Genomic DNA, 22,858 nt, shown 5'->3' with positions numbered 1-22,858 from the left:
TAAACTGTCTGGATTATAGCGTTAGACAGGTAACTTGTGAAATTGTAATTAAAAGTACGAGTGTATATACAAATATATATACATGTGTATAATAATTAAAAAAGAGCGACAGAGCCCTCAGTTATGCAAGCAATCGAAAAGAGAAATTCTCTATTCAATTCATTAACACAAGCTGTATTTGACAAAAATATAGCGAGTTTCTGGCTACAAAAAATAAATCCTTTATGGTCTGTACAGCACGGACTAGTTCAAATTGTAAAAAAAGAATTCGTGGCTCATGACACTGTGAGCCTTACTCTAAAATGCAACCGTTTGGTCAAAACTGGCGCAGCAGGTCAGCATCATCCTGTTATTGTTGAAATTGCCGGCCGCCGTTACGAACGTACTTATAGCTTGACGCAAATCGATGCTGAGCACTTACGTTTAACAGTTAAAAAAGTTGCTGATGGTATTGTCAGTAACTGGTTTATTGCTGAAAGTAAAATTGGCGATATTTTTGAGCTTGGTCAACCTTATGGTGACATGCAACAAAATATTCAGACACCGAAATTAATTATGTTGGCTGCAGGCAGTGGCATTACACCAATGTTGAGTTTAATTACAGCAATTAAGCAAAGCCAGCAGTTAGAAAAAGTACAAATTCAGCTTTTATATTGGGTAAAACAGCGCTCTGATGCTGCTTTTACAGAATATTTTGAGCAAGTTGCTGAACAAAATCCAAACTTTAGCTATCAGGTGTTCTATACACAAGAAACACCAAATGATGAGCGTTTAAATGCTGAACATCTTGCGTTAGTTGATGATATTGAAAACAGCACAATCTATGCGTGTGGTCCATCGGGTTTTGTTGCCACTGTTGAAGAGCTTTTTGAACAAGCACCAGCCGTACAGACTGAAGCTTTTAGTTTAACTAATGAAAGTTCTGCAGATGATGTTGGTTATGTAAATGTCACATTAACCCAGTCTAATAAAGTGATTGCAATTCCTAAAGGCCAATCTATTTTAGTCAGCCTTGAGCATGAAGGGCTTAAGCCAACACATGGTTGTCGTATGGGAATTTGCAATAAATGTGTTTGTAGTAAAGCGCAAGGTTCTACCCGTAATTTGCTAAACGGTAGTCAAAATACTGAACCAAGCCAGTTACTTAAAATTTGTGTCAACTCAGCACAATCCGATCTAGTTATTGATCTTTAAGAGAGAACTCTGATGAATATGCCAGTGAAAGTCGAATATTTTAAAAATCCTAAAAATCGCGATTTGACTCCAGCAGAGCTTGAAGCATTTGCAAAAGAGCTTGATCAGATCAAACAAGAAGTATTGGATGATTTGGGTGAAAAAGACGCTAAATATATTCGCCGTGTCTATGCCGCAGTTCGTTACAGTGGTCTTTTAGGTCGTGCTTGTCTATTTGCTGGATGGTTTCCGCCAGCATGGGTTTTAGGAACAGGTCTATTAGGTTTCTCTAAAATTATGGAGAACATGGAACTTGGTCATAACGTAATGCACGGTCAATATGACTGGATGAACGATCCTAAGTTTAATGGTCAAACTTATGAGTGGGACACCGTAGGTACATCTGATAACTGGCGCCAAACGCATAACTATAAGCATCATACCTATACCAATATTAAAGGTGTTGATGATGACATTGGTTATGGCTTGCTCCGTTTATTCCCAGAGCAACGTTGGAAACCAGGTTTCTTACTCCAACCTGTTTATAGCATTCCGTTTTGTTTATTGTTCCAGTGGGGCGTAGCAATTCAGAATCTTGAAATTGGTCGTGTTCTTTACAAACGTAAGACTAAAGCCAAATTTTTAGAAGAGTTAAAACCAGTTAATAAAAAAATTGGCAAACAACTTTTTAAAGACTATGTGTTCTTTCCGTTAATTGCAGGGCCTGCAGCGTTACCTGTGTTTACAGGAAACCTAGTTGCAAATGGTCTGCGTAATATGTGGACATTTACGATTATTTTCTGTGGCCACTTTACAAAGGATGCAGAGGTATTTCCAAAGTCTGTTTTACAAGAAGAAAGCCGTGGACATTGGTATATGCGCCAAATTCGTGGTTCTTCAAACCTAAAAGGTTCAGAAGCATTACATATTTTAAGTGGACATTTGAGCCATCAGATTGAACATCATTTATTTCCTGATGTTCCAGCACGCCGTTATCGCCAAATGGCTCCAAAAGTTGAGGCTGTATGTGAAAAATATGGTATCAATTATAACAATGCGAGTCTGGCGAAACAGTTTGGACAGGTTGTAGGCCGTATCTTTAAATATGCTTTACCTTTTAAAAAATAAGTCAAAAAAGCCCTGAAATTTCAGGGCTTTTTTTATTTCTTTTTAGAAATCCACATTGTAATGACCGCATGAAATACTTTGTCTTTATGAGTGTCGTAAACATCTATACTTACTAAATATTCTCCTGCTTTTTCCCAGTCATAATCAGTTTGTACAGGCGTCGCAATAGCGATGAGATCTGTTTCTGCCTTTTTTAAATATTCAACAGTCATACCTTTGGGAATCCAGCGGTGTGTAGAAGGGACGGTAACTTCTGTCATAGTCCCACCTGCGAGTTCTGCCATATTGCACATAGCAATTGCGTGGACTGTCCCAATGTGGTTAAGGACAGAGCGCTTCTTCTTAATAGAAATTTCGCAATAGTTCGGTTTCAACTCAATAAAAAGAGGGGAAATGCTACCGAAATAAGGCGCTTTTAGACATAGCATACGAGAGAATGTCCACTTTCCTTTAGGAAAAGCAGTCACTTTTTTCCAAAGTTCTAAGGTGGTTGCCATGATTTTCACTTCCTATAATTTTAAAAACAGAATATTATTCTGTTAAAGAATATAGTTCTGTTTACAAATAGACGTCAAGTCATTCAAAATATCCCCGATGACTGGTTAGAGAATAAAAAATGGTATCTGCTCAAAACTTATTAGAACGTTTGTATCCCGGAAGAAGGGCTGCTTTAAAACGACAAATATTGTTAGATGCTTTAATATGTTTTTTAGAGCATGGCATAGAAACGACCAGTATCGAAATGATTCGTGCCAAATCAGAAACGAGTGTTGGAGCGATTTATCATCATTTTAAAAATAAAGAGGGTATTGTCGCGGCATTATTTTTTTCAGCTTTAGATGACCAAACGGTTCTAAGAGATGAATACTTAAAACAGGCCAAAACGCTACAAGACGTGGTATTTTCTTTAATTCATAGTTATGTGGACTGGGTAAGTGAGCAGCCTGAATTTGCAAGATTTTTAAATTCAGCACGTTTTAACATGATGAAAGGTGAAGAACACCAGCAGCTCGTCCAAAGAAATAAGAACAGAAACCAAAATATATTTAGCCAGATTGCAAATTTTGAAGAATTTAAAGCATTAAGTTTAATTCCAAATGAGCTTTTGCTTTCATTGGTGATTGGTTCTACAGAGAGCTATTGTCGTGCGTGGTTATCACAACGTGTAAAATCCAACCCTAAAGTTTACAAAGATGTGTTAGCTAAAGCAGCGTGGAGTTCATTGCAGGATTTGCGTTTAAAACCTTAATATTTAGCAATAAAAAACCGCATTCTCTATGCGGTTTTTTAGTTTGAAAGATAAATTATTTAAACTGGATTGAACCGTTTGCATTAACAGTAATTTTAGACTCACCAGCTGCCATATCTTGAGCCGGTGCAGCTTCTGCCATAGCAAATTTAGCCATGCTGGCACGCATTACGGGTTGAGGGAAATAGTTGTTAGTGTTCAAGTTTAAATTGACCAATGTATATTGGTTTTTATTCCATGCTTGAGTCAACATTTGAGCACGTTGTTGGAAGTTTTTAGATGCTTCTACCATCAACTCATTTTCAACTTTTTTACGTTGTTCGTCAGAAACCGTAAAATTAATCGATTGAGTTTGGAAGTTTTGCTGCAATTCGTTCACTAACTGGCTAGCGGCTTTAAAATCTTTACTTTCAAGACGAATTTCAGCACGACCACGCCATTCTTTTAACTTATTGCTATCGTTATCGTAAATTGGATAAGTGCTTTGAGCACCAGTTTCCACTTTTACTTGTGGGTATTTACGGGAAGTTACAAGCGCTTGATTCATTAACTGGTTAATCTGATTTGAAAGTTCAGCAGGCTGCTTGTTACTTTTTTCAATATACAAAGTGGCATGCATTTCATCATTAGATACCTGACGAGAAGCTTCAGCTTGTACATTTACAATATTGTAGTGAAGGGTATTATCATCTTGGGCAAAAACCATAGGGCTGAGTACCGTACCAAGTAGAAGAGTAGATATTGCTAAAGTACGCATAAATTTATCCTTTAAAAATTAATATAAATTTAATTTTTTTCATTAAGAAATGTTAAACATAAGTTATGCATAACTTTCGCAGATTTTGTGGGGTATTTGTAATATTTAAATCATTTTTTTAAATTTTTGGTAAGAATAAAAACTATAAAAAATAAAAGCTTAAAATTAAAGTGTTTCAATGTAACTTAAAGAATCAAACTAATATAAAAAAAGAATATTTTCTTTAGGTTGTCACATAGTATGATGATAATTCATCATAACTATTGGGATAATACATATTTTCAATAAGATTAGATGAGTAAAGTACACAAAAGACGTTTTTTTTCTTGCAAAATTAGGTATCATCGCGCTCCTAGTTACAAGATATAAAATATGTGTCTTCGCTAGTTCTATAAAGCACCGAGTCAAAGGACCAAAAGTCACCAGACTTATTTCTTTCTACCCTTATCAGAGATGGTAATCCGATATGAGCGTTACTTCTGTCAACCCTGCCGACAATGCTACCAACGAATATTATTTGACTCGCCAAAGTCAGATGGAATCGAATGTTCGTAGCTATCCACGTAAATTACCGTTAGCGATAGCGAAAGCACAAGGCTGCTGGGTTACTGATGTTGAAGGTACACAGTACCTTGATTGTTTAGCTGGGGCAGGTACATTGGCTTTAGGTCATAATCATCCTGCGGTGATTCAAAGTATTCAAGACACATTGGCAAGTGGTTTGCCATTGCATACTTTAGACTTAACCACACCTTTAAAAGATGCGTTTACTGAAGCGTTGTTAGCATATTTACCAGGCGGTAAAGAAGAGTACTGCTTACAGTTCTGTGGTCCTGCTGGTGCAGACGCGACTGAAGCAGCGGTTAAACTTGCTAAGACTTACACTGGTCGTAGTTCAGTAATCAGTTTTTCTGGTGGTTATCATGGTATGACCCATGGTTCACTTGCAATGACTGGTAACTTAAGTGCGAAAAACTCGGTTAACGGTTTAATGCCAGGCGTACAATTCATGCCATATCCGCATGAATATCGCTGCCCACTTGGTTTGGGTGGTGAAGCTGGTGTTGATGCTTTAACTTACTATTTTGAAAACTTTATTGAAGATGTTGAAAGCGGTGTAACAAAACCTGCTGCTGTGATTCTTGAAGCAATTCAAGGTGAAGGCGGTGTTGTTACTGCTCCAGTAAAATGGTTGCAAAAAATCCGTGAAGTGACTGAAAAGCACAACATCGTTTTAATTTTAGACGAAGTTCAAGCTGGCTTTGCACGTTCAGGCAAAATGTTTGCGTTTGAACATGCAGGTATTGAACCTGATGTTGTTGTAATGTCTAAAGCAGTAGGTGGTGGTTTACCACTTGCAGTATTAGGTATTAAACGTAAATTTGATGCTTGGCAGCCTGCTGGTCACACCGGTACTTTCCGTGGTAACCAACTTGCTATGGGTACAGGCCTTGTCGTATTAAAAACGATTAGCGAACAAAATCTTGCTCAAAATGCGCAAGAACGTGGTGATTTCTTACAAGCTGAATTGAAAAAATTAGCTACTGAATTCCCATGTATCGGTAACGTACGTGGCCGCGGTTTAATGATTGGTGTTGAAATCGTTGACGAGCGTAAACCTGCTGACCGTATCGGTTCTCATCCTGCTGACTCTCAGTTAGCGGCTGCGATCCAGACTGCTTGCTTTAACAACAAGTTATTGCTTGAAAAAGGCGGTCGTAACGGTACAGTAATTCGTTTACTTTGCCCACTTATCATTACTCAAGAAGAGTGTGTGGAAGTAATTGCCCGCTTTAAGAAAGCAATTGCAGAAGCATTGGTTGCAGTACGAGGCGCGTAAGAATGGTGGATTTTGCAGAACATCGTAAAGCGTTACTCTGCAATGATGCACAATCCATTGCTGACTATGAGTCAGCAATGGGCGAAGCGGTAAAAGCCGTTTCAGCATGGTTGCAAAATGAAAAAATGTACACAGGCGGTAGCATCAAAGAATTGCGTTCAGCAATTTCTTTCCAACCTTCAAAAGAAGGTATGGGTGTACAAGAATCACTTCAACGTATGATTGAGCTTTTCTTAAATAAAAGCTTGAAAGTACACCATCCACATTCATTAGCGCATTTACACTGCCCAACTATGGTGATGAGCCAGATTGCGGAAGTGTTAATCAATGCAACTAACCAGTCTATGGACTCATGGGATCAAAGCCCGGCAGGTTCATTAATGGAAGTTCAGCTGATTGATTGGTTGCGTCAAAAAGTAGGTTATGGTTCTGGTCAGGCAGGTGTTTTCACTTCTGGCGGTACTCAATCTAACTTGATGGGTGTGTTGCTTGCTCGTGACTGGTGCATTGCGAAAAACTGGAAAGACGAAAATGGTAATCCATGGTCTGTACAGCGTGATGGTATTCCAGCTGAAGCAATGAAAAACGTCAAAGTTATTTGTTCTGAAAATGCGCATTTCTCTGTGCAAAAGAACATGGCAATGATGGGCATGGGCTTCCAGTCAGTTGTGACTGTTCCTGTGAATGAAAATGCACAGATGGATGTTGATGCTCTCGAAAAAACGATGGCACATCTTCAAGCTGAAGGCAAAGTTGTTGCTTGTGTTGTTGCGACAGCAGGTACAACCGATGCTGGTGCAATTGATCCATTGAAGAAAATTCGTGAAATCACAACGAAATATGGTTCATGGATGCACATCGATGCTGCATGGGGCGGTGCACTGATCTTGTCAAATGACTATCGTGCAATGCTTGATGGTATTGAGTTGTCTGACTCGATTACCCTCGATTTCCATAAGCATTATTTCCAAAGCATTAGCTGTGGTGCGTTCTTGTTAAAAGATGAAGCGAACTATCGTTTCATGCACTACGAAGCTGAATACTTGAACTCTGCTTATGACGAAGAACATGGTGTACCAAACCTTGTGTCTAAGTCATTACAAACGACTCGTCGTTTTGATGCATTGAAATTGTGGATGACAATTGAATCACTTGGTGAAGACCTATATGGTTCAATGATTGACCATGGTGTAAAACTGACTCGTGAAGTTGCAGATTACATCAAGGCAACTGAAGGTTTAGAACTTCTAGTTGAACCACAATTTGCTTCGGTGTTGTTCCGTGTTGTGCCACAAGGCTACCCAGTTGAGTTTATCGATAGCTTGAACCAAAACGTAGCAGACGAATTGTTTGCACGTGGTGAAGCAAATATCGGTGTAACAAAAGTGGGTGATGTACAGTCATTGAAAATGACAACATTAAGCCCTGTTGTGACATTTGAAAATGTTAAGAACCTTTTAGGTCAAGTATTGGCTGAAGCTGACCGCATTAAAGATGCAATTGCTTCTGGTAACTATGTACCACCAATCGACTAATTAAGTTGATAACAAAAAAAGCTCGGTTTATTGCCGGGCTTTTTTATTACATATTATTTTTATTAAAAATGTGCATCACAACAGAAGGAAATGCACAAAACATGCATATTTTCAAAAAACAAAAATAATTATGCATGATTTATGGGGAGCAAATTTCTTATTGTATTGGTATGTTCCCGATATTTTGGGTCGCATTGATATATCAATATCGTACTTACTTTAAATAATCCCGCTTTAACTGAAAAAAGTAAGTGGCTGTAATTACAATTAAGACAAGGAAGAAGAAATGCAACAAGCGAATATGCTCAATGAATTTAAACTCATTATTGGCGGTCAACTTTGTTCAGGTGAGCAAGGTGAACTAGAAATTCTAAACCCTGCTACTGGCTTAACTGCTGCACGTTGTGCAAAAGCATCAGTTGCACAGGTCAATCAGGCAGTGAGTGCAGCTAAACAGGCATCTAAAGCTTGGCAGCAAGTTTCTCATGATGAACGTAAGTCAATTTTAAACAAGATTGCAGATGGCATTGAAAAGCATGCTGAAATGCTTGCAGAGTTGGTTGTACTTGAACAAGGTAAGCCACTCGTACTTGCGCAAATGGAAGTGCAGGGTGCAATTGGTTGGACGCGTTATGCTGCTGCTATGGATTTACCTGTAGAAGTCATTGAAGACAGTGAAACTAAGCGTATTGAGCGCCATCGCCAACCATTAGGTGTAGTGGCTTCAATTACGCCATGGAACTGGCCACTCATGATTGCGGTTTGGCATATCATGCCTGCTTTACGCGCGGGTAACGTTGTTATTAGCAAACCTTCTGAATACACACCACTATCAACTTTACGTTTATGTGAAATCATTCAGCAAGAAGTTCCTGCTGGTGTTATTTCAATTGTGGTTGGTGCTGGTGAGATTGGCGAAGCGCTATCTTCTCATCCAGATGTACAAAAAGTCGTGTTTACGGGTTCAACTCGAACAGGCCAGCACATTATGGCTGGTGCAGCTCAGCAGCTAAAACACTTAACTTTAGAGTTGGGTGGTAATGATGCGGGTATTGTATTGCCAGATGCAAATATCGATGAAATTGCAGCCAAGATTTTTAATATGGCGTTCTTAAACGCTGGTCAAACATGTGCAGCCTTAAAACGTCTATACGTGCATGAAAGTCAATATGAGGCTTTATCGCAAAAGTTAGCTGACATTGCCAATGCTCAAGTTGTCGGTGATGGTATGGCGTCTTCTACCACATTTGGCCCAGTACAAAACCAAATGCAATATAACAAAGTGAAAGCGCTTATTACTGAAGCGATTGAACAAGGTGCAAAAGCACTTTCTGGACAACAACAGCTACCAGAGCAAGGCTACTTTATTGCGCCAACTATTTTGACTGAAGTTTCTGACTCTTGTCGCGTGGTGCAAGAGGAGCAGTTTGGTCCAGTATTGCCTATCTTAAAATATACAGATATCAATGATGCAATTGCTCGTGCCAATGACAGTGAGTTTGGTTTAGGTGGCTCAATTTGGTCTTCCGATATTAAAGCTGCTCAAACTTATGCGACTCAGCTTCAATGCGGTACTGTTTGGATTAATACCCATGCAGAAGTCCTGCCTCATGCACCTTTTGGTGGCTGGAAAATGTCTGGTATAGGTGCCGAGTTTGGTTTGGAAGGTTTGCTTGAAAATACGATTGGGCAAACGGTTCATATCAGTAAAGTCTAAATATTAATTTTAAGGCGGATCTAGTATCCGCCTTTTTATTTTCACTCATAAGGTAGAAAAGCTTGGCTTGCTTATTGGGAGTGATGATAGCTCATACTTTTAGGTTTGATTAAAAAATGATTCTGTTCTTTGATTTTTTTTAGAACAATGTAAGACTTTATATGGCCTATAAAATTATAAGAAAGCAATCTTTCAGTCACAAATTGAGAAAGCTGTTCTAAGTTTTCAGCAACAACTTTTAAAATAAAATCTGCATCACCACTAATTGAAAACGCATCTTGAATATTATCTTCGGCTTCAATCAATTCTTGAAAAGCTTGCTGTGACTTTGCCTCGTGTGTTCTTAAATTAATGTGAATCATTGCTGTAACTTCCAGTCCTAGCGCCTGCTGCTGGATGCGTGCGGTATAACCTAAGATTATGCCTTTTTGCTCGAGTAACTGTCTTCTTCTAGAACATTGCGAAGCAGATAAACCGATTAAATCTCCTATTTCCTGATTGGTGAGTCGTCCATTCTTTTGTAATGCTTGAATGATTTGCCAGTCGAACTTATCCATTGCATAAAATCCTTTTATGATACACAAATCATGTATTTTTATTAAAATGCGTTTTCATTATGCACGAAATCTAAAAGGTAGATGAAATATTATTTTTCTATGGAATAAAAATTGGTCTCAAAGGATATAGAGCAATGTTCATAGAAATCGGTGACTTTTTAAATCTTCGTTTAAAACAAATGGGTATCCAACATCTCTTTGGTGTACCTGGTGATTTTAACCTCTCATATCTTGAACAAGTTGAAGCAGACCCACAACTCGAATTTATTGGAAATTGTAATGAATTAAATGCTGCCTATGCAGCAGACGGTTATGCACGAATTAACGGTTTTTCTGCCTTGGCAACCACTTATGGTGTAGGTGACTTAAGTGCGATTAATGGTATTGCAGGTGCCTACGCAGAAAATGTACCTCTTATTCATATCTCAGGAATTCCACCGTTACATGCGGTTCAAAAGGGCACACTAATACACCACACGCTTGTCGATGGTAACTACGACAATATTATGAACTGTATGAAAGAGTTTACAGTTGCCCAAACTCGTTTAACTCCAGCAAATGCAGCCTTTGAAATTGACCGTGTATTACGTCAGTGTTTCCTTGAACGCCGTCCTGTACACATTCAACTACCAGGCGATATTACCCACGTTAAAATTGAAGTATCTGAGCGTTCCCTCGACTTAAGCTACCCAACTGTTGAACCTGAATTATTACAAACTGTGGTAAAAAAACTTTGTGACATTATTGAGAATGCTCAAAGCCCAGCACTTCTTATTGATAATGAAGCTTCAGTTTTTGGTGTAACGTCGCTTTTAAATGATTTATCTCAAAAATGCTCGATTCCATTTGCAGGTATGAATACTGCAAAAAATATTATGGATGAGGGCTCACCTCGTTATATCGGGACTTATGTTGGTGGGGCAAGCCAACCGCATGTGAAAAATATCATCGAACAGTCTGACTGTTTAATTGGTATTGGCGCACGCTTTACCGATGTTGGCTCAGCTGTATTTACGCATCAAATTGAAACCAAGAACTACATCGAAATTAAATCTTATGGCTTAAATATTTTTGGTCAGGATTTTCCTGGTATTGAAATTGGACAATTACTTGTTGAGCTAAATAAAAAAGTTGCACCACGTAAATCGACAACACCTCTTCTTGAAAAGCAACCTCAGAAAGTAGTTGAAGCTCCAGCTCAACAAAAGCTAAGCCAAGATGTGCTTTGGAACTACATTTCAGGTTTCTTAAAAGAAGATGATGTGATTATTGGTGAAGTTGGAACATCAAACTCTGCTTTGTCAGGTATAAAGCTTCCAGCGACAGCTAAATATATTGCTCAGCCGCTTTGGGGTTCTATTGGTTATACCTTACCAGCTTTGCTTGGTAGTTTGTTGGCTGCCCCTGAACGCCGTCAAATTTTATTTATTGGCGATGGTTCTTTCCAGCTTACGGTACAAGAGCTTTCTACCATTATCCGTCACGGTTTAAAACCAATTATTTTCTTGTTGAACAATGGCGGCTACACCATTGAACGATTAATTATGGGTGAAAATGCTGCCTATAACGACGTGCAAAATTGGAAATATACTGAAATTCCAGGGGTATTTAACGGTAAAAAAGGCCATACCACTTATGTGGTTGAAACAGCAGGGCAGCTAAAGAGCGTTTTAGACAATGTTCATTTAAATGATCAGTTAACTTTTATTGAATTAAAACTACCAGCAATGGATGCCCCGGTGAGTTTGAAAAAATTTGCTTCTGTGATTGCGCGTTTTGACTACGGCGATCGTGGCTACGAAATTTTAAAGGAGCGTTCCCAGCCAGTTAAATGTAAGGATGCAAGCTCGTTTTAAATAGAAGATAGGACAAGTCTTCTCAAAATTAAATGGACTCATATTAAAGCAACTTATGTCCGAAGGTCGGTTTCTGATCTTCGGATGTAGTGCTGAATAAAGGTGTACAGGAAGTGACACCAACATTGGAGATAATGTTATGGATGCAAACAATAAGCACGAGTTAAAACAAGGCTTATCCAATCGGCATATTCAACTCATCGCACTTGGAGGAGCGATCGGAACAGGGTTATTCTTAGGTCTTTCACAAACAATTAAATTGGCTGGTCCTTCAATTTTATTGGGATATGCAATTGCAGGAATTATTGCCTTTTTAATTATGCGCCATTTAGGTGAAATGGTTGTTGAAGAACCAGTGAGTGGTTCTTTTAGTTATTTTGCGAACAAGTATTGGGGCAAAATGGCTGGTTTTATGTCTGGTTGGAACTATTGGGTGTTGTATGTACTCGTCAGTATGGCTGAACTGAGTGCTATTGGTACATTTATCCAATTTTGGTGGCCCGAAATTCCGACATGGATGACTGCATTATTTTTCTTTATTTTAATTAACGGCATTAACTTGGTAAATGTCCGCTTTTTTGGGGAATCCGAGTTCTTATTTTCCTGCATTAAAATTGTTGCCATTTTAAGCATGATTGGCTTTGGTGCTTATTTATTATTTTCCGGTTCAGCAGGTCCGCAAGCAGGTGTTGCAAATTTATGGCAACACGGTGGTTTCTTTCCGCATGGTATTCATGGCTTTATCATGGCTTTGGCTGTCATTATGTTCGCATTTGGTGGCTTAGAGCTTATTGGTATTGCGGCGGCAGAAACGAAGAAACCAGAAACAACAATTCCAAAAGCAGTAAATCAAATTGTGTACCGCATCCTGATTTTTTATATCGGTGCAATTGGTATTCTTTTATGTCTTTACCCTTGGAATATGGTTGCAGAAGGTGGTAGCCCGTTTGTTTTAATTTTCCAGTCACTCAATAGTAATGGCGTGGCAAATGTTCTTAACTTTGTGGTCTTAATTGCTGCTATTTCTGTTTATAACAGCTGTATCTATTGTAATAGCCGCATGTTGCATGGTTTAGCAGAGCAGGGTAATGCTCCTGCAATTTTGAAGAAAGTAAATAGCCGTGGTATTCCAGTTCCGGCGGCGGTTGTTTCTGCATCAATCACAGCTGTATGTGTGGTAGTGAACTACTTAATTCCTGGCCAAGCGTTTCAGATCTTTATGATGTTGGTTGTGGCAGCACTTGTCATTAACTGGCTTATGATTTCAGTCACACATTTGAAATTTACCAAAGCAATGAAATTGCAACGTCGCCAAACTAAGTTCCAAAGCATTATGAGTCCATGGAGTAATTATTTAACCATTAGCTTTGTATGCTTTATTCTTATTATTATGGCGATGACGCCAGATATGAGATTGGCTGTTATTTTAGGGCCTATTTGGTTGGCGGCTTTAGCTATCATGTATTTCTTGAAGTACCGTAAAAAAATGGTCGCAATGCCAGAAGTGCAATCAAACTAATAAGCTTAAATTTACAGTGATATTGCGGTTATCTGACAAAGAGCAGATAACCGTTTATCTTTTTGTCATAATATTTTCATGTTTGAGCGAAATAATTTTTCAAAATAAGTATGACATGTAAAAAATTAAAAAATGGGTTAGTAAAATAATTTTGTAATCTCAATTCATTAAGTTTTTATAATTTAAGCATAATTATCAATTTGTTGATTTGAGTGTTTGTCATATTCAAGATTAAACTTGAGTGCGAGCTACCTTGTAAAATAAGATTAAATAATTGATATAAAATAGAATTAGAAATATGACAGTCCCGATTTTAAAAATCATTAAAGCGTCATAATACTGTAACTTATTTGTCATATTTTCTATTCACAATGCAGCTATCGAAGAGCGTACAAGCACTAAACAAAAAGTGACGTACAACCTATTGCATTAATGAGAGAGAACAGAATGCGCTTAAATCCACGTCAAATCGCAATTGCGTTAGCAGTAACTGGGGCCGCTGTAACTACGACTGCAAATGCAGCTCGTGATACGATTCAAATTGCTGGTTCTTCAACTGTATTACCATTTGCCAGCGTTGTAGCTGAAGAGTTTGGTAATACATTCCCTCAATTTAAAACTCCTGTTGTGGGTTCTGGTGGTTCTTCTGCTGGTTTAAAGCAGTTCTGTCAAGGTGTTGGTGACAATACAATCGACGTTGCAAACGCTTCTCGTAAAATTAAAAGCACTGAAATTGAAGCTTGTAACAAAGCTGGTGTAAAACAAATTCAAGAAATCAAAATTGGTTATGACGGTATCGTATTCGCGTCTAGCTCACACAAAGCAGCTTATAAATTAAAGCCTTACCATGTGTTTGCTGCTTTAGCTGCGCAGTTACCTTCAAAAGGTAAATTGGTTCCAAACCCATATACAAACTGGAACCAAATCGACAAATCACTTCCTAACGAACCTATTACGCTTGTAATTCCTGCGTCTAACCACGGTACGCGTGAAGTTTTCCAAGAGAAAATGGTTGATGCTGGTTGTGAATCATACGAATACTTCAAAAACTTAGATAAAGACGCTCAGAAGAAAGCATGTTCGACTTTCCGTAAAGACGGTCGTGTAATTGAAATTGCTGGCGACTATACAGAAACTTTAGCTCGCTTAAAAACTTCTCCAAGTGCGGTAGGTGTGTTCGGTTTAAGCTTCTATGACATGAACCGTGACAAGTTACGTGTAGCATCAGTAAACAACGTACTTCCTTCTGAGAAAACTGTGTTAAACGGTACATACCCTGTATCTCGCCCATTGTTCTTCTATGTGAAAGGCGAACACTTAAAATCAGTTAAAGGTTTACCACAGTATGTAGAATACTTCCTAAGCAAAAAAGCGACTGGTAAAGGTTCTAAAGCTGAGCGTGACGGTTTAATCGCAATGTCTGATGCAGAACGCGCTAAAGTCTTGGCTGACTTTAAAGCAGGTAAAACTGTTAAATAATTTGTTTTGAATAGGGGCTGGTGATCCCAAGTGATCATCAGCCTTTTTGTCTAACACGTTTTTCCCAAATTATGACAATTGAGAAAACAGTGGAGAATACATGAATCTGCTACTTATCGGTGTGTTGTTAGCCCTTGTGGCAATTGCATATCAACTTGGGCTAAGAAAGAGCCGCCACCTAGCAGGTAAGGGAAGCAACTCGGCGACACTACATTCTCGTCCTGGTTATTATGGCGCACTGGTTGGGCTTTGGTGCGGTATCCCTGCTTTTTTAATTTTGATCATTTGGAACTTGGTTGAGCCAAGTATTTTAAATCATATTATCTTTAATAATGTTCCTGCTTCTGTCGCTGCATCTCTAGATGAAGCAGCAAGAAGTGTTCTTGTTGATCGAGTTCAATCGATTGCTTCAGGTTTTGGGGTAAGTGATCATCCAGAAGCTTATGAATTGGCTGCGGCTCAGCAATATGCAAAATTTCAAACTATTGGCTCTTTTGCCAAATTTGCTGTTGTTATTTGTGCTGCCTTACTAGGCTTGGTCTGGGCAAAGAAAAAAATCAATCAAGAATATCGCGCTCGTAACCAAGTTGAACGTGCCATTAATGTTGCTTTAATCTTGTGTTCTGGTGTTGCAATCTTAACCACTATCGGCATTGTAATGTCGATGTTTGGTGAAGCAATGCACTTCTTCCACTTTGTAAGTCCAATTGACTTTTTCTTTGGAACTGAATGGAACCCAGGTTTTAGTACTTCAGGTAATGCAGAAGGTAGCTATGGTTTATTACCATTACTATGGGGTACGCTCATGGTCAGTGGTATTGCCTTATTGGTTGCCGTACCTGTTGGCTTAATGATTGCTATTTATTTAGCTGAATACGCATCTCCATGGTTACGCTCATGGGCAAAACCAACCATTGAAGTTTTAGCGGGTATTCCAACGATTGTTTATGGTGTTTTTGCCATGATGGTTATTGGTCCATTCTTTAAAGCTGTTGGTGCTCATGTCGGTATCGAAATTAACGCAACCAGTGCTTTGACTGCAGGTTTCGTAATGGGAATCATGATTATCCCATTTGTTTCATCTTTGTCAGATGACATTATTACTCAGGTGCCACGTGCACTTCGTGATGGTTCACTCGGGCTTGGGGCAACCAAATCAGAAACAATCCGCCAAGTGGTTTTACCAGCAGCTTTACCGGGTATTACTGGGGCATTTTTATTGGCTGTATCGCGTGCCGTAGGGGAAACCATGATTGTGGTTTTGGCAGCGGGAAATAGTCCACTTCTACATGCAAATCCGTTTGAAGCTGTTTCGACAGTTACAGTAACTATCGTAAAACAGTTAACGGGCGATACCGATTTTGCAAGCCCGCAAGCCTTGGTGGCATTTGCACTGGGTTTAACACTCTTTGTGATTACCTTGGGATTAAACATTGTTGCACTGTACATTGTGCGTAAATACCGTGAGCAATACGAATGAGTACATCAAATACATCGTCTCCTATGGATCAGAACGTATTTGATCCACAAGCTGCTGCTCAGACACGTGATCGCCGCAAAAAAGTGATTGAAAAATCATTGGCGAAGCGTCACCGTAAAGAAAAAGCTTTCCGTATTGCTGGTTTATCGGCAGTTGTTATTGGTCTTGCATTTGTTGCGCTATTGTTCGGTAGTATTTTGGCAAAAGGTTTACCAGCATTTTGGCAAACCAGTATGAATGTTCCAGTTTACTTTGACCCTAAAGTGATTGATGCGGGTCCTGTGCCTGTTCGTACTCAGGGTGAAACACCGGCGCATTACCAAGAACGTTATGTAGCTTGGCAAACAAAAATGGGTATGGTCGATTGGGATAGCCTGATCGTAAATGGTATGGTTGCTAAAGACCCTTCACTTGAGTCACAGCGTGATTCCTTACGTAGCCTTTATGCAAGTTCTGAAGCTTATCGTTTACGTGACATGGTATTTGCTGACCCATCGCTGATTGGTAAAAAAGAGAACCTTACTTTCTTGGGCGATGCTAACGTAGACGTATGGTTAAAAGGCAACATTGACCGCTCATTACCAGATGACCAGCAACAGCTTGACCCAGAAACGCGTAAGCTTGCAGATGATTTGAAAGCAAAAGGTATTCTCGAAAATACGTTTAATACCAACTTATTTACAAATCCGGACTCTCGTAGTTCACCAGCAATTAGTGGTCTTGCAGGTGCATTCATGGGCTCGTTATTTATGATGCTGATTGTGATCATTATTTCGATCCCAATTGGTGTGGCGAGTGCTATTTATCTGGAAGAGTTTGCTCCAAAAAATGTCCTGACAGACATTATTGAAGTCAACATTAATAACCTTGCAGCTGTTCCTTCAATTGTGTTCGGTTTACTCGGTGCTGCGATTTTCATTGGTTGGATGCATTTACCATTGTCGGCTCCATTTGTCGGTGGTTTGGTATTAAGTTTAATGACACTGCCAACAGTTATTATTACAACCCGTGCGTCTTTAAAAGCTGTCCCACCATCAATTCGACAAGCTGCACTTGGTTTAGGTGCTTCTAAAGTACAAACCGTTTTCCATCATGTTTTACCTTTAGCGATGCCGGGCATCATGACAGGTTCAATTATTGGTGTGGCACATGCGCTTGGTGAAACTGCGCCGTTACTTTTAATTGGAATGAGTGCATTCGTTGCCAGTATTCCAACCACTCCATTTGATCAAGCAACTGCTTTACCTGTTCAAGTTTACTTATGGCAGGGTAATGAGTTGCGTAACTTCTTCGAAGGCCGTACTGCTGCTGCGATTATCGTACTTCTTGCATTAATGATTGGTTTAAACAGCCTTGCAATTTGGTTACGTAAAAAGTTCGAAGTGCGTTGGTAATAGAGGATAAATAATGAATACTATTGATATTACGAATTCCTTAGAAAAGGATAAGTTAGTGAATACTGAACAATCTCAATTTACAGATAAGCCGCTGAATCATGGCACTTCATATGTTTCGCATTTTGAACCACAAACTTCAAAAAAGCAGAACTCAACAGAAATCAAAATTAGTGCACAAGATGCCCATGTTTATTATGGCGACTTTGAAGCGATCAAAGGCATTGATTTAGATATCTACCAAAATGAAGTGATTGCATTCATTGGACCATCAGGTTGTGGTAAATCAACTTTCCTACGTACTCTAAACCGTATGAATGACACAATTGATGGCTGTCGTGTAACAGGTAAGATCACTTTAGATAATAAAAATATCTATGATCCAAATCTGGATGTTGTATTGCTACGTGCTCAGGTGGGCATGGTATTCCAAAAGCCAAACCCGTTTCCTAAATCTATTTTTGATAACGTTGCATATGGACCCAAGCTACATGGTTTAGCACGTGACAAATATGACCTAGAAGAAATTGTTGAAAATAGCTTGCGTAAAGCGGGCTTATGGGAAGAAGTGAAAGACCGTTTGAATCAACCGGGTACAGGCTTATCTGGTGGTCAGCAACAACGTTTATGTATTGCACGTACGATTGCGGTAAGTCCTGAAGTCATTTTGATGGATGAACCATGTTCTGCACTTGACCCAATTGCAACAGCAAAAGTGGAAGAGCTTATTTCAGAACTTTCTGATCAATATACGATTGTGATTGTAACGCATTCAATGCAACAAGCAGCACGTGTTTCAGACCGTACAGCTTACTTCCATTTAGGTGATTTGATCGAAGTAAACTCTACAGAAAAAGTATTTACGCAACCTGACCATCAATTGACAGAAGCGTACATTACTGGCCGTTTCGGTTAATTTCTAGCTGTAAAAGAAAAAGAGCCTTGTGCTCTTTTTTTTATTTAATAAATGAAAATGAATCTATTTTGCAAAATCGCTATTGAATTTTAATCAAAAGAACCACATCTTAAGGCTATAAAGACAAACTTATGAGCATAGAATTTTATGTTATTCCATTTGCCTAAACTCCCTGCGGAAATACGTGTTAGTCATTTAAATGCACGTGTAAATGAACAGAGAAAAAAAATTGCACAAACTACAGCAAGTCGTTTAGAGCTTTTACAATTAGCTCAACAAGTTGCGAAAGAAGCTAAAATCCGCCGTAAGAACAATCAGAAAATTTTTGTTTTGGATTTTAAGGGTGATATTCAGGCATCTGCGGTTGAAAATCTTCGTGAAGAAATCACACTTATTTTAGCAACGGCTAAAGCCGGACGTGACCGCGTAGTGGTACGTCTTGAAAGTCCGGGTGGTATGGTTCATGGTTATGGACTAGCAGCAGCTCAGTTGGTTCGTTTGCGTGATGCAGGTTTTCATTTAACAATTTGTGTCGACAAGGTCGCTGCAAGTGGCGGTTATATGATGGCTTGTATTGCGAATGAAATTATTTCTGCGCCATTTGCTGTTGTTGGTTCGATTGGTGTGGTTGCTCAGGTTCCAAATTTCAATCGTCTTTTAAAACAGCATAACGTTGACTTTGAACTTTACACAGCAGGGCAATATAAGCGTACTGTGACCATGTTTGGTGAAAATACGCCTGAAGGTAAAGCGAAGTTTGAAGAAGAGCTACAACAAACGCATGTCTTATTTAAGCACTTTGTAGAGAAATATCGTCCACAGCTGAATGTAGATAAAGTTGCTACTGGCGAGCATTGGTATGGACAAGATGCGCTTGATTTAAACCTTGTAGATAAATTAGAAACATCTGATGAGTATTTATTGGCTTTATTACCTCAGCATGATGTCTATGTGATTAACACACGTAAAAAGGCAACTTTGGGTGAAAAGTTGGGTTTACAAGCTGCTCAAATGGCGGATAGTTTGATTCCGGCGGTAATGAATAAAGTTGCAGACACTTTGGCAAAAGCGAATTCAACGCTAGTTCAAATGCGTGATACAAAATTTTAATTAAGATATTTATAAAAGAAAGAGCACCTTAATTGATGCTCTTTTTATATCGATGGTTAAAAGAATTTGCTTAATATTTGTTTAAGTTTCAATTGCCAAAGTAGGAGTTAATTCCTAAGTTTTGAGTTTTGTGATGTCAAAGACTTTGTCGCATATTGATATTCTCATAAGAATTTTACACATCATTATTATGATTGCTTTTACTGGAGCTTACTTTACAGGCGATAATGAAGACCTACATCAAGTGCATATGATGTTTGGTTATATACTTCTCATCAGTATTACCATACGAGTTATTTGGCATTTTTTAAGTCCGCGTGTTTCAAATAGCGCACCATTTGGCATAAAAAAGCGCAGCAGTATGGCATTCAATGCAATTAAAAAATCATTTAGTCATGCAAATTCAGCAAGTATTTTTTCGAAAAATTCAATTCAACTGTTCAGCATTGGACTATTTCAAGCTTCGATTGTATTTATTTTCATACTCATTCCTGTTGTTGTAGCACTTGGATACGGAACAGAGCACTTTACCTATTCTTTGAGAGACTTACATTCATTTTTCGCAAACTTATTTTTAGCCTTAGTTATCGTGCATCTTTCAGCACTTGTTTTAAATAGCATACTTGCGAAACGCTTTCAGGGTTGGACTATGCTTAAGATGACACTTGCTGATAAGAAAATAACGAATTATATGGCTTTATTTGTTTTAGTCCTTATAGGTGCATTTAGCTACTTTTACTTAGGAATGTAATATATACGTTTTATGTCTGTCCTGTTTAGTTATATTTTGAATGGAAAGAAAAAAAATATTATTGATAAATATACTTATTGAATTGTGATGGGTAAGTGATTTTGATATTTTAGGCAACAATAAAATAGCTTTTAGATGACTCATTTAAAAAGTTAAACATTTAAAAATATAACTGAAATTCAGGATAGGAAATAATGACAAGAATAATTGTGGCATCCAAAAAGGGTTTGGACGTTCTGCAAGATGGTCAGCTCAATAAAGTAATTTTGAATCAACCTACGATCATTCAAATTGGTATCAGTCAAAAAGATATTGCATCGATGGAAAAACAGGGTGGACGCCTAGTCATCCACTTAAAGAATGGCGAGACAATTGTCTTAGAAAATTTCTTTAATGAAGCAACAAATACAACAGAGCATTCACTTGTTTTGCCAACAGAAAGTGGAAAGTTTGTCGAAGCACGGTTTGATACTCAAGGTAAGCTCATCGATTATAGAGGCTTAAATCATGTCACAGATTTAGGCTATGCCACTACGAGTTCGTCAGCTGCAACAATGTCTGTTGATAGTGATCCAAGTTTTTCGATGGGTAACGTACTTAAAGCTGGTTTAGCAGTTTTAGCTGCCGAGGGTTTGTACCTTTGGGCTTTTAATAAAGATGATAAAAATGATTCACCAACTGTTCCTGATTTAATTGCACCTGCTGCTCCTACAGCTACGCTTGCTGATGATACCGTGACGGTGACAGGTAAAACTGAGGCAAATGCGAAAATCTACATTAAGGATGCCGCAGGCAATACAGTTGCTTCAGGCGTTACAGATGCAAACGGAAATTACACGATTAAATTAGACAAGCCACTCGTGAATGGTGATAAATTGAATGTTATTGCCCAAGATGCAGCTGGAAATAATTCTAAAGCTACTGTCTTAACAGGAACAAAAGATACAATTCCTCCTGATGTCCCACAAGCTCAATTAAGTGATGATGGTACATTGGTTACAGGTAAGGCAGAAGCCAATGCAAAAATTACCGTTTATGATGCCACTGGCAAAGTATTAGGAACAGTTTTTGCAAATAAAGATGGTATTTATGCTTTAAAACTTACCCCACCTTTAACCAGTGAAGCGGGCGGTAAAGTGATTGCCGAAGATGCTGCTGGGAATAAATCTGAGGAAGTTAAAATTATTGCGGGTAAAGATACCATACCACCAGCTCCTCCTTTTGTTGAAGTTAACAAAGAAGGGTCGGTAATACATGGTAAAACCGAAGCAAATGCCAAAGTTCAAATTAAAGATGCAGATGGTAAAGTCATTGGAAGTGGCACAGCAGATACTCAAGGTGACTTTCATATTACACTTTCACCCGCTTTAAAAGATTCACAAAAAGGAACGGTAGTTGCCGAAGACGCCGCTGGTAATGTATCTAAACCTGTAGAAATTAAACCAGGCTTTGACTCGATTGCACCAGATAAACCTACGGCTCAAATTAATGCAGATGGAACTTCTGTAACGGGTACGGCTGAAGCCAACGCTAAAATTGAAATTAAAGACGTAACCGGTAAAGTCATTGGTACAGGAACAGCCGATGCTGACGGTAAATTTACGATTGCTATTTCTCCAGCTTTAACTGATAACAATCATGCAGCTGTTTCGGCTATTGATGCTGCAGGAAACAGATCTGATAGTCTGGATATTATTGGTACAAAAGACACTATCCCTCCGATAAAGCCGATATTAAACACTGTGGAGGATAATGTTGGTGACGTAAAGGGTGCTATCGCAGCAGGTTCAGAAACGGATGATGCTAGACCAAAACTCACAGGTTCTGGTGAAGCAAATGCAACCCTCACGATTTATGATAATGGCATTGCGATTGGTATGGTAACTGTCACAACTGGCAGATCTTGGACATTTACATTTGATAAAGATCTAACGCTTGGTAAGCATGTAATTACTTTAACTCAAACGGATGCAGCAGGGCTGACCAGTGAGGCAAGCTCTCCATTTACCTTTTATGTGGTCGCACCGAAAACTGCAAGCCTGGCTGATGCTTCAGTAGATACATTGGGTACACATGAACCAGCTTTGGCAGATAGTGTTGGACTGAGTACTTTAAAAGTCGCACAAAATACAACACCTGAGACCAATACCCAGCAGAAAACTGTTCCTATAGATGATTTATTGAAAAGTTCTTCTACAAGTGACTCAGATCCAGTGGCAAAACTTTTAGCATCGACAGCATTAAAGCCTACACAAGCACCTGAACAAACTGATGTAACTACTTCAGTTGACCAGACAACAAATCTTGATCATCTTTTACCAAGTACGACTTCTTCACCTTTGCAAAATATTTTAGAACAGACTTATCCGGTTGTTTAAAAGACTCTATGTAAAATAT

18 protein-coding genes are annotated in these 22,858 nt (G+C 38.7%); 15 read left to right on the top strand and 3 right to left on the bottom strand.

Annotated features, from left to right (window positions below):
* The first annotated feature begins 123 nt into the window (after positions 1-123).
* Entirely contained in the window at positions 124-1,194 is a 1,071-nt protein-coding gene (locus ACLCEG_RS08115; protein WP_410567032.1) for a ferredoxin reductase, read from the top strand.
* 12 nt (positions 1,195-1,206) lie between these two features.
* Positions 1,207-2,301, top strand: coding sequence for a fatty acid desaturase family protein (locus tag ACLCEG_RS08110; RefSeq protein ID WP_107973698.1), 1,095 nt, complete (start codon positions 1,207-1,209; stop codon positions 2,299-2,301).
* 32 nt (positions 2,302-2,333) lie between these two features.
* Here the strand turns inward: ACLCEG_RS08110 and ACLCEG_RS08105 are convergent, their stop codons facing one another.
* Positions 2,334-2,798, bottom strand: coding sequence for a hotdog fold domain-containing protein (locus tag ACLCEG_RS08105; RefSeq protein ID WP_410567030.1), 465 nt, complete (start codon positions 2,796-2,798; stop codon positions 2,334-2,336).
* A 119-nt stretch (positions 2,799-2,917) separates the two neighbouring features.
* Here ACLCEG_RS08105 and ACLCEG_RS08100 point away from each other — a divergent pair, with 119 nt between their 5' ends.
* Entirely contained in the window at positions 2,918-3,550 is a 633-nt protein-coding gene (locus ACLCEG_RS08100) for a TetR/AcrR family transcriptional regulator (protein WP_004700108.1), read from the top strand.
* Between the two features lie 55 nt (positions 3,551-3,605).
* Here the strand turns inward: ACLCEG_RS08100 and ACLCEG_RS08095 are convergent, their stop codons facing one another.
* Complete coding sequence (locus tag ACLCEG_RS08095; RefSeq protein WP_410567028.1) at positions 3,606-4,307, bottom strand: SIMPL domain-containing protein; 702 nt, start codon at positions 4,305-4,307, stop codon at positions 3,606-3,608.
* A 466-nt stretch (positions 4,308-4,773) separates the two neighbouring features.
* On the opposite strand from ACLCEG_RS08095, the gene ACLCEG_RS08090 reads away from it, so the two are divergent.
* The 3 genes from ACLCEG_RS08090 to ACLCEG_RS08080 all read left to right on the top strand — a co-directional run bounded on the left by ACLCEG_RS08090 (position 4,774) and on the right by ACLCEG_RS08080 (position 9,399).
* Complete coding sequence (locus ACLCEG_RS08090; protein WP_004700112.1) at positions 4,774-6,147, top strand: diaminobutyrate--2-oxoglutarate transaminase; 1,374 nt, start codon at positions 4,774-4,776, stop codon at positions 6,145-6,147.
* A 2-nt stretch (positions 6,148-6,149) separates the two neighbouring features.
* On the top strand, positions 6,150-7,682 hold the full coding sequence (locus ACLCEG_RS08085; RefSeq protein WP_410567025.1) for a pyridoxal phosphate-dependent decarboxylase family protein: 1,533 nt from the start codon (positions 6,150-6,152) through the stop codon (positions 7,680-7,682).
* Between the two features lie 286 nt (positions 7,683-7,968).
* Positions 7,969-9,399 carry an aldehyde dehydrogenase family protein gene (locus ACLCEG_RS08080; protein ID WP_410567023.1) on the top strand — a complete coding sequence of 477 codons (1,431 nt, stop codon included), beginning with the start codon at positions 7,969-7,971 and terminating at the stop codon, positions 9,397-9,399.
* Between the two features lie 71 nt (positions 9,400-9,470).
* Here the strand turns inward: ACLCEG_RS08080 and ACLCEG_RS08075 are convergent, their stop codons facing one another.
* On the bottom strand, positions 9,471-9,956 hold the full coding sequence (locus tag ACLCEG_RS08075) for an Lrp/AsnC family transcriptional regulator (protein ID WP_004700117.1): 486 nt from the start codon (positions 9,954-9,956) through the stop codon (positions 9,471-9,473).
* A gap of 134 nt (positions 9,957-10,090) precedes the next feature.
* Between ACLCEG_RS08075 and ACLCEG_RS08070 the strand changes: the two genes are divergently transcribed.
* From ACLCEG_RS08070 to blp2, 9 genes are all read left to right on the top strand, one after another.
* Positions 10,091-11,812 carry an alpha-keto acid decarboxylase family protein gene (locus tag ACLCEG_RS08070; RefSeq protein WP_410567021.1) on the top strand — a complete coding sequence of 574 codons (1,722 nt, stop codon included), beginning with the start codon at positions 10,091-10,093 and terminating at the stop codon, positions 11,810-11,812.
* Between the two features lie 139 nt (positions 11,813-11,951).
* Positions 11,952-13,331, top strand: a complete 1,380-nt coding sequence (locus tag ACLCEG_RS08065) for an amino acid permease (protein WP_019457717.1) — start codon at positions 11,952-11,954, stop codon at positions 13,329-13,331.
* A 447-nt stretch (positions 13,332-13,778) separates the two neighbouring features.
* On the top strand, positions 13,779-14,810 hold the full coding sequence (locus tag ACLCEG_RS08060; RefSeq protein WP_004707648.1) for a substrate-binding domain-containing protein: 1,032 nt from the start codon (positions 13,779-13,781) through the stop codon (positions 14,808-14,810).
* A 100-nt stretch (positions 14,811-14,910) separates the two neighbouring features.
* Complete coding sequence (gene pstC / locus ACLCEG_RS08055) at positions 14,911-16,290, top strand: phosphate ABC transporter permease subunit PstC (RefSeq protein WP_410567019.1); 1,380 nt, start codon at positions 14,911-14,913, stop codon at positions 16,288-16,290.
* A complete protein-coding gene (pstA, locus tag ACLCEG_RS08050) occupies positions 16,287-17,684 on the top strand; it encodes a phosphate ABC transporter permease PstA (RefSeq protein ID WP_410567017.1) in 1,398 nt (465 codons plus the stop codon). The genes pstC and pstA overlap by 4 nt, the downstream gene beginning before the upstream one ends.
* Positions 17,685-17,697: 13 nt before the next feature.
* A complete protein-coding gene (pstB, locus tag ACLCEG_RS08045; RefSeq protein ID WP_004700130.1) occupies positions 17,698-18,600 on the top strand; it encodes a phosphate ABC transporter ATP-binding protein PstB in 903 nt (300 codons plus the stop codon).
* Between the two features lie 147 nt (positions 18,601-18,747).
* Positions 18,748-19,710 (top strand): protease SohB, encoded by a 963-nt coding sequence (gene sohB, locus ACLCEG_RS08040; RefSeq protein ID WP_410567015.1) that lies wholly within the window; start codon positions 18,748-18,750, stop codon positions 19,708-19,710.
* A gap of 133 nt (positions 19,711-19,843) precedes the next feature.
* Complete coding sequence (locus tag ACLCEG_RS08035; RefSeq protein WP_410567013.1) at positions 19,844-20,461, top strand: cytochrome b/b6 domain-containing protein; 618 nt, start codon at positions 19,844-19,846, stop codon at positions 20,459-20,461.
* A gap of 194 nt (positions 20,462-20,655) precedes the next feature.
* Positions 20,656-22,839, top strand: a complete 2,184-nt coding sequence (blp2, locus tag ACLCEG_RS08030) for an Ig-like repeat protein Blp2 (RefSeq protein ID WP_410567011.1) — start codon at positions 20,656-20,658, stop codon at positions 22,837-22,839.
* Positions 22,840-22,858: the final 19 nt, after the last annotated feature.

The sequence above is a fragment of the Acinetobacter sp. H1(2024) genome (assembly GCF_046557555.1).
GTDB classification, from domain to species: domain Bacteria; phylum Pseudomonadota; class Gammaproteobacteria; order Pseudomonadales; family Moraxellaceae; genus Acinetobacter; species Acinetobacter seifertii.
This window is presented reverse-complemented; position numbering and strand designations above follow the sequence as displayed.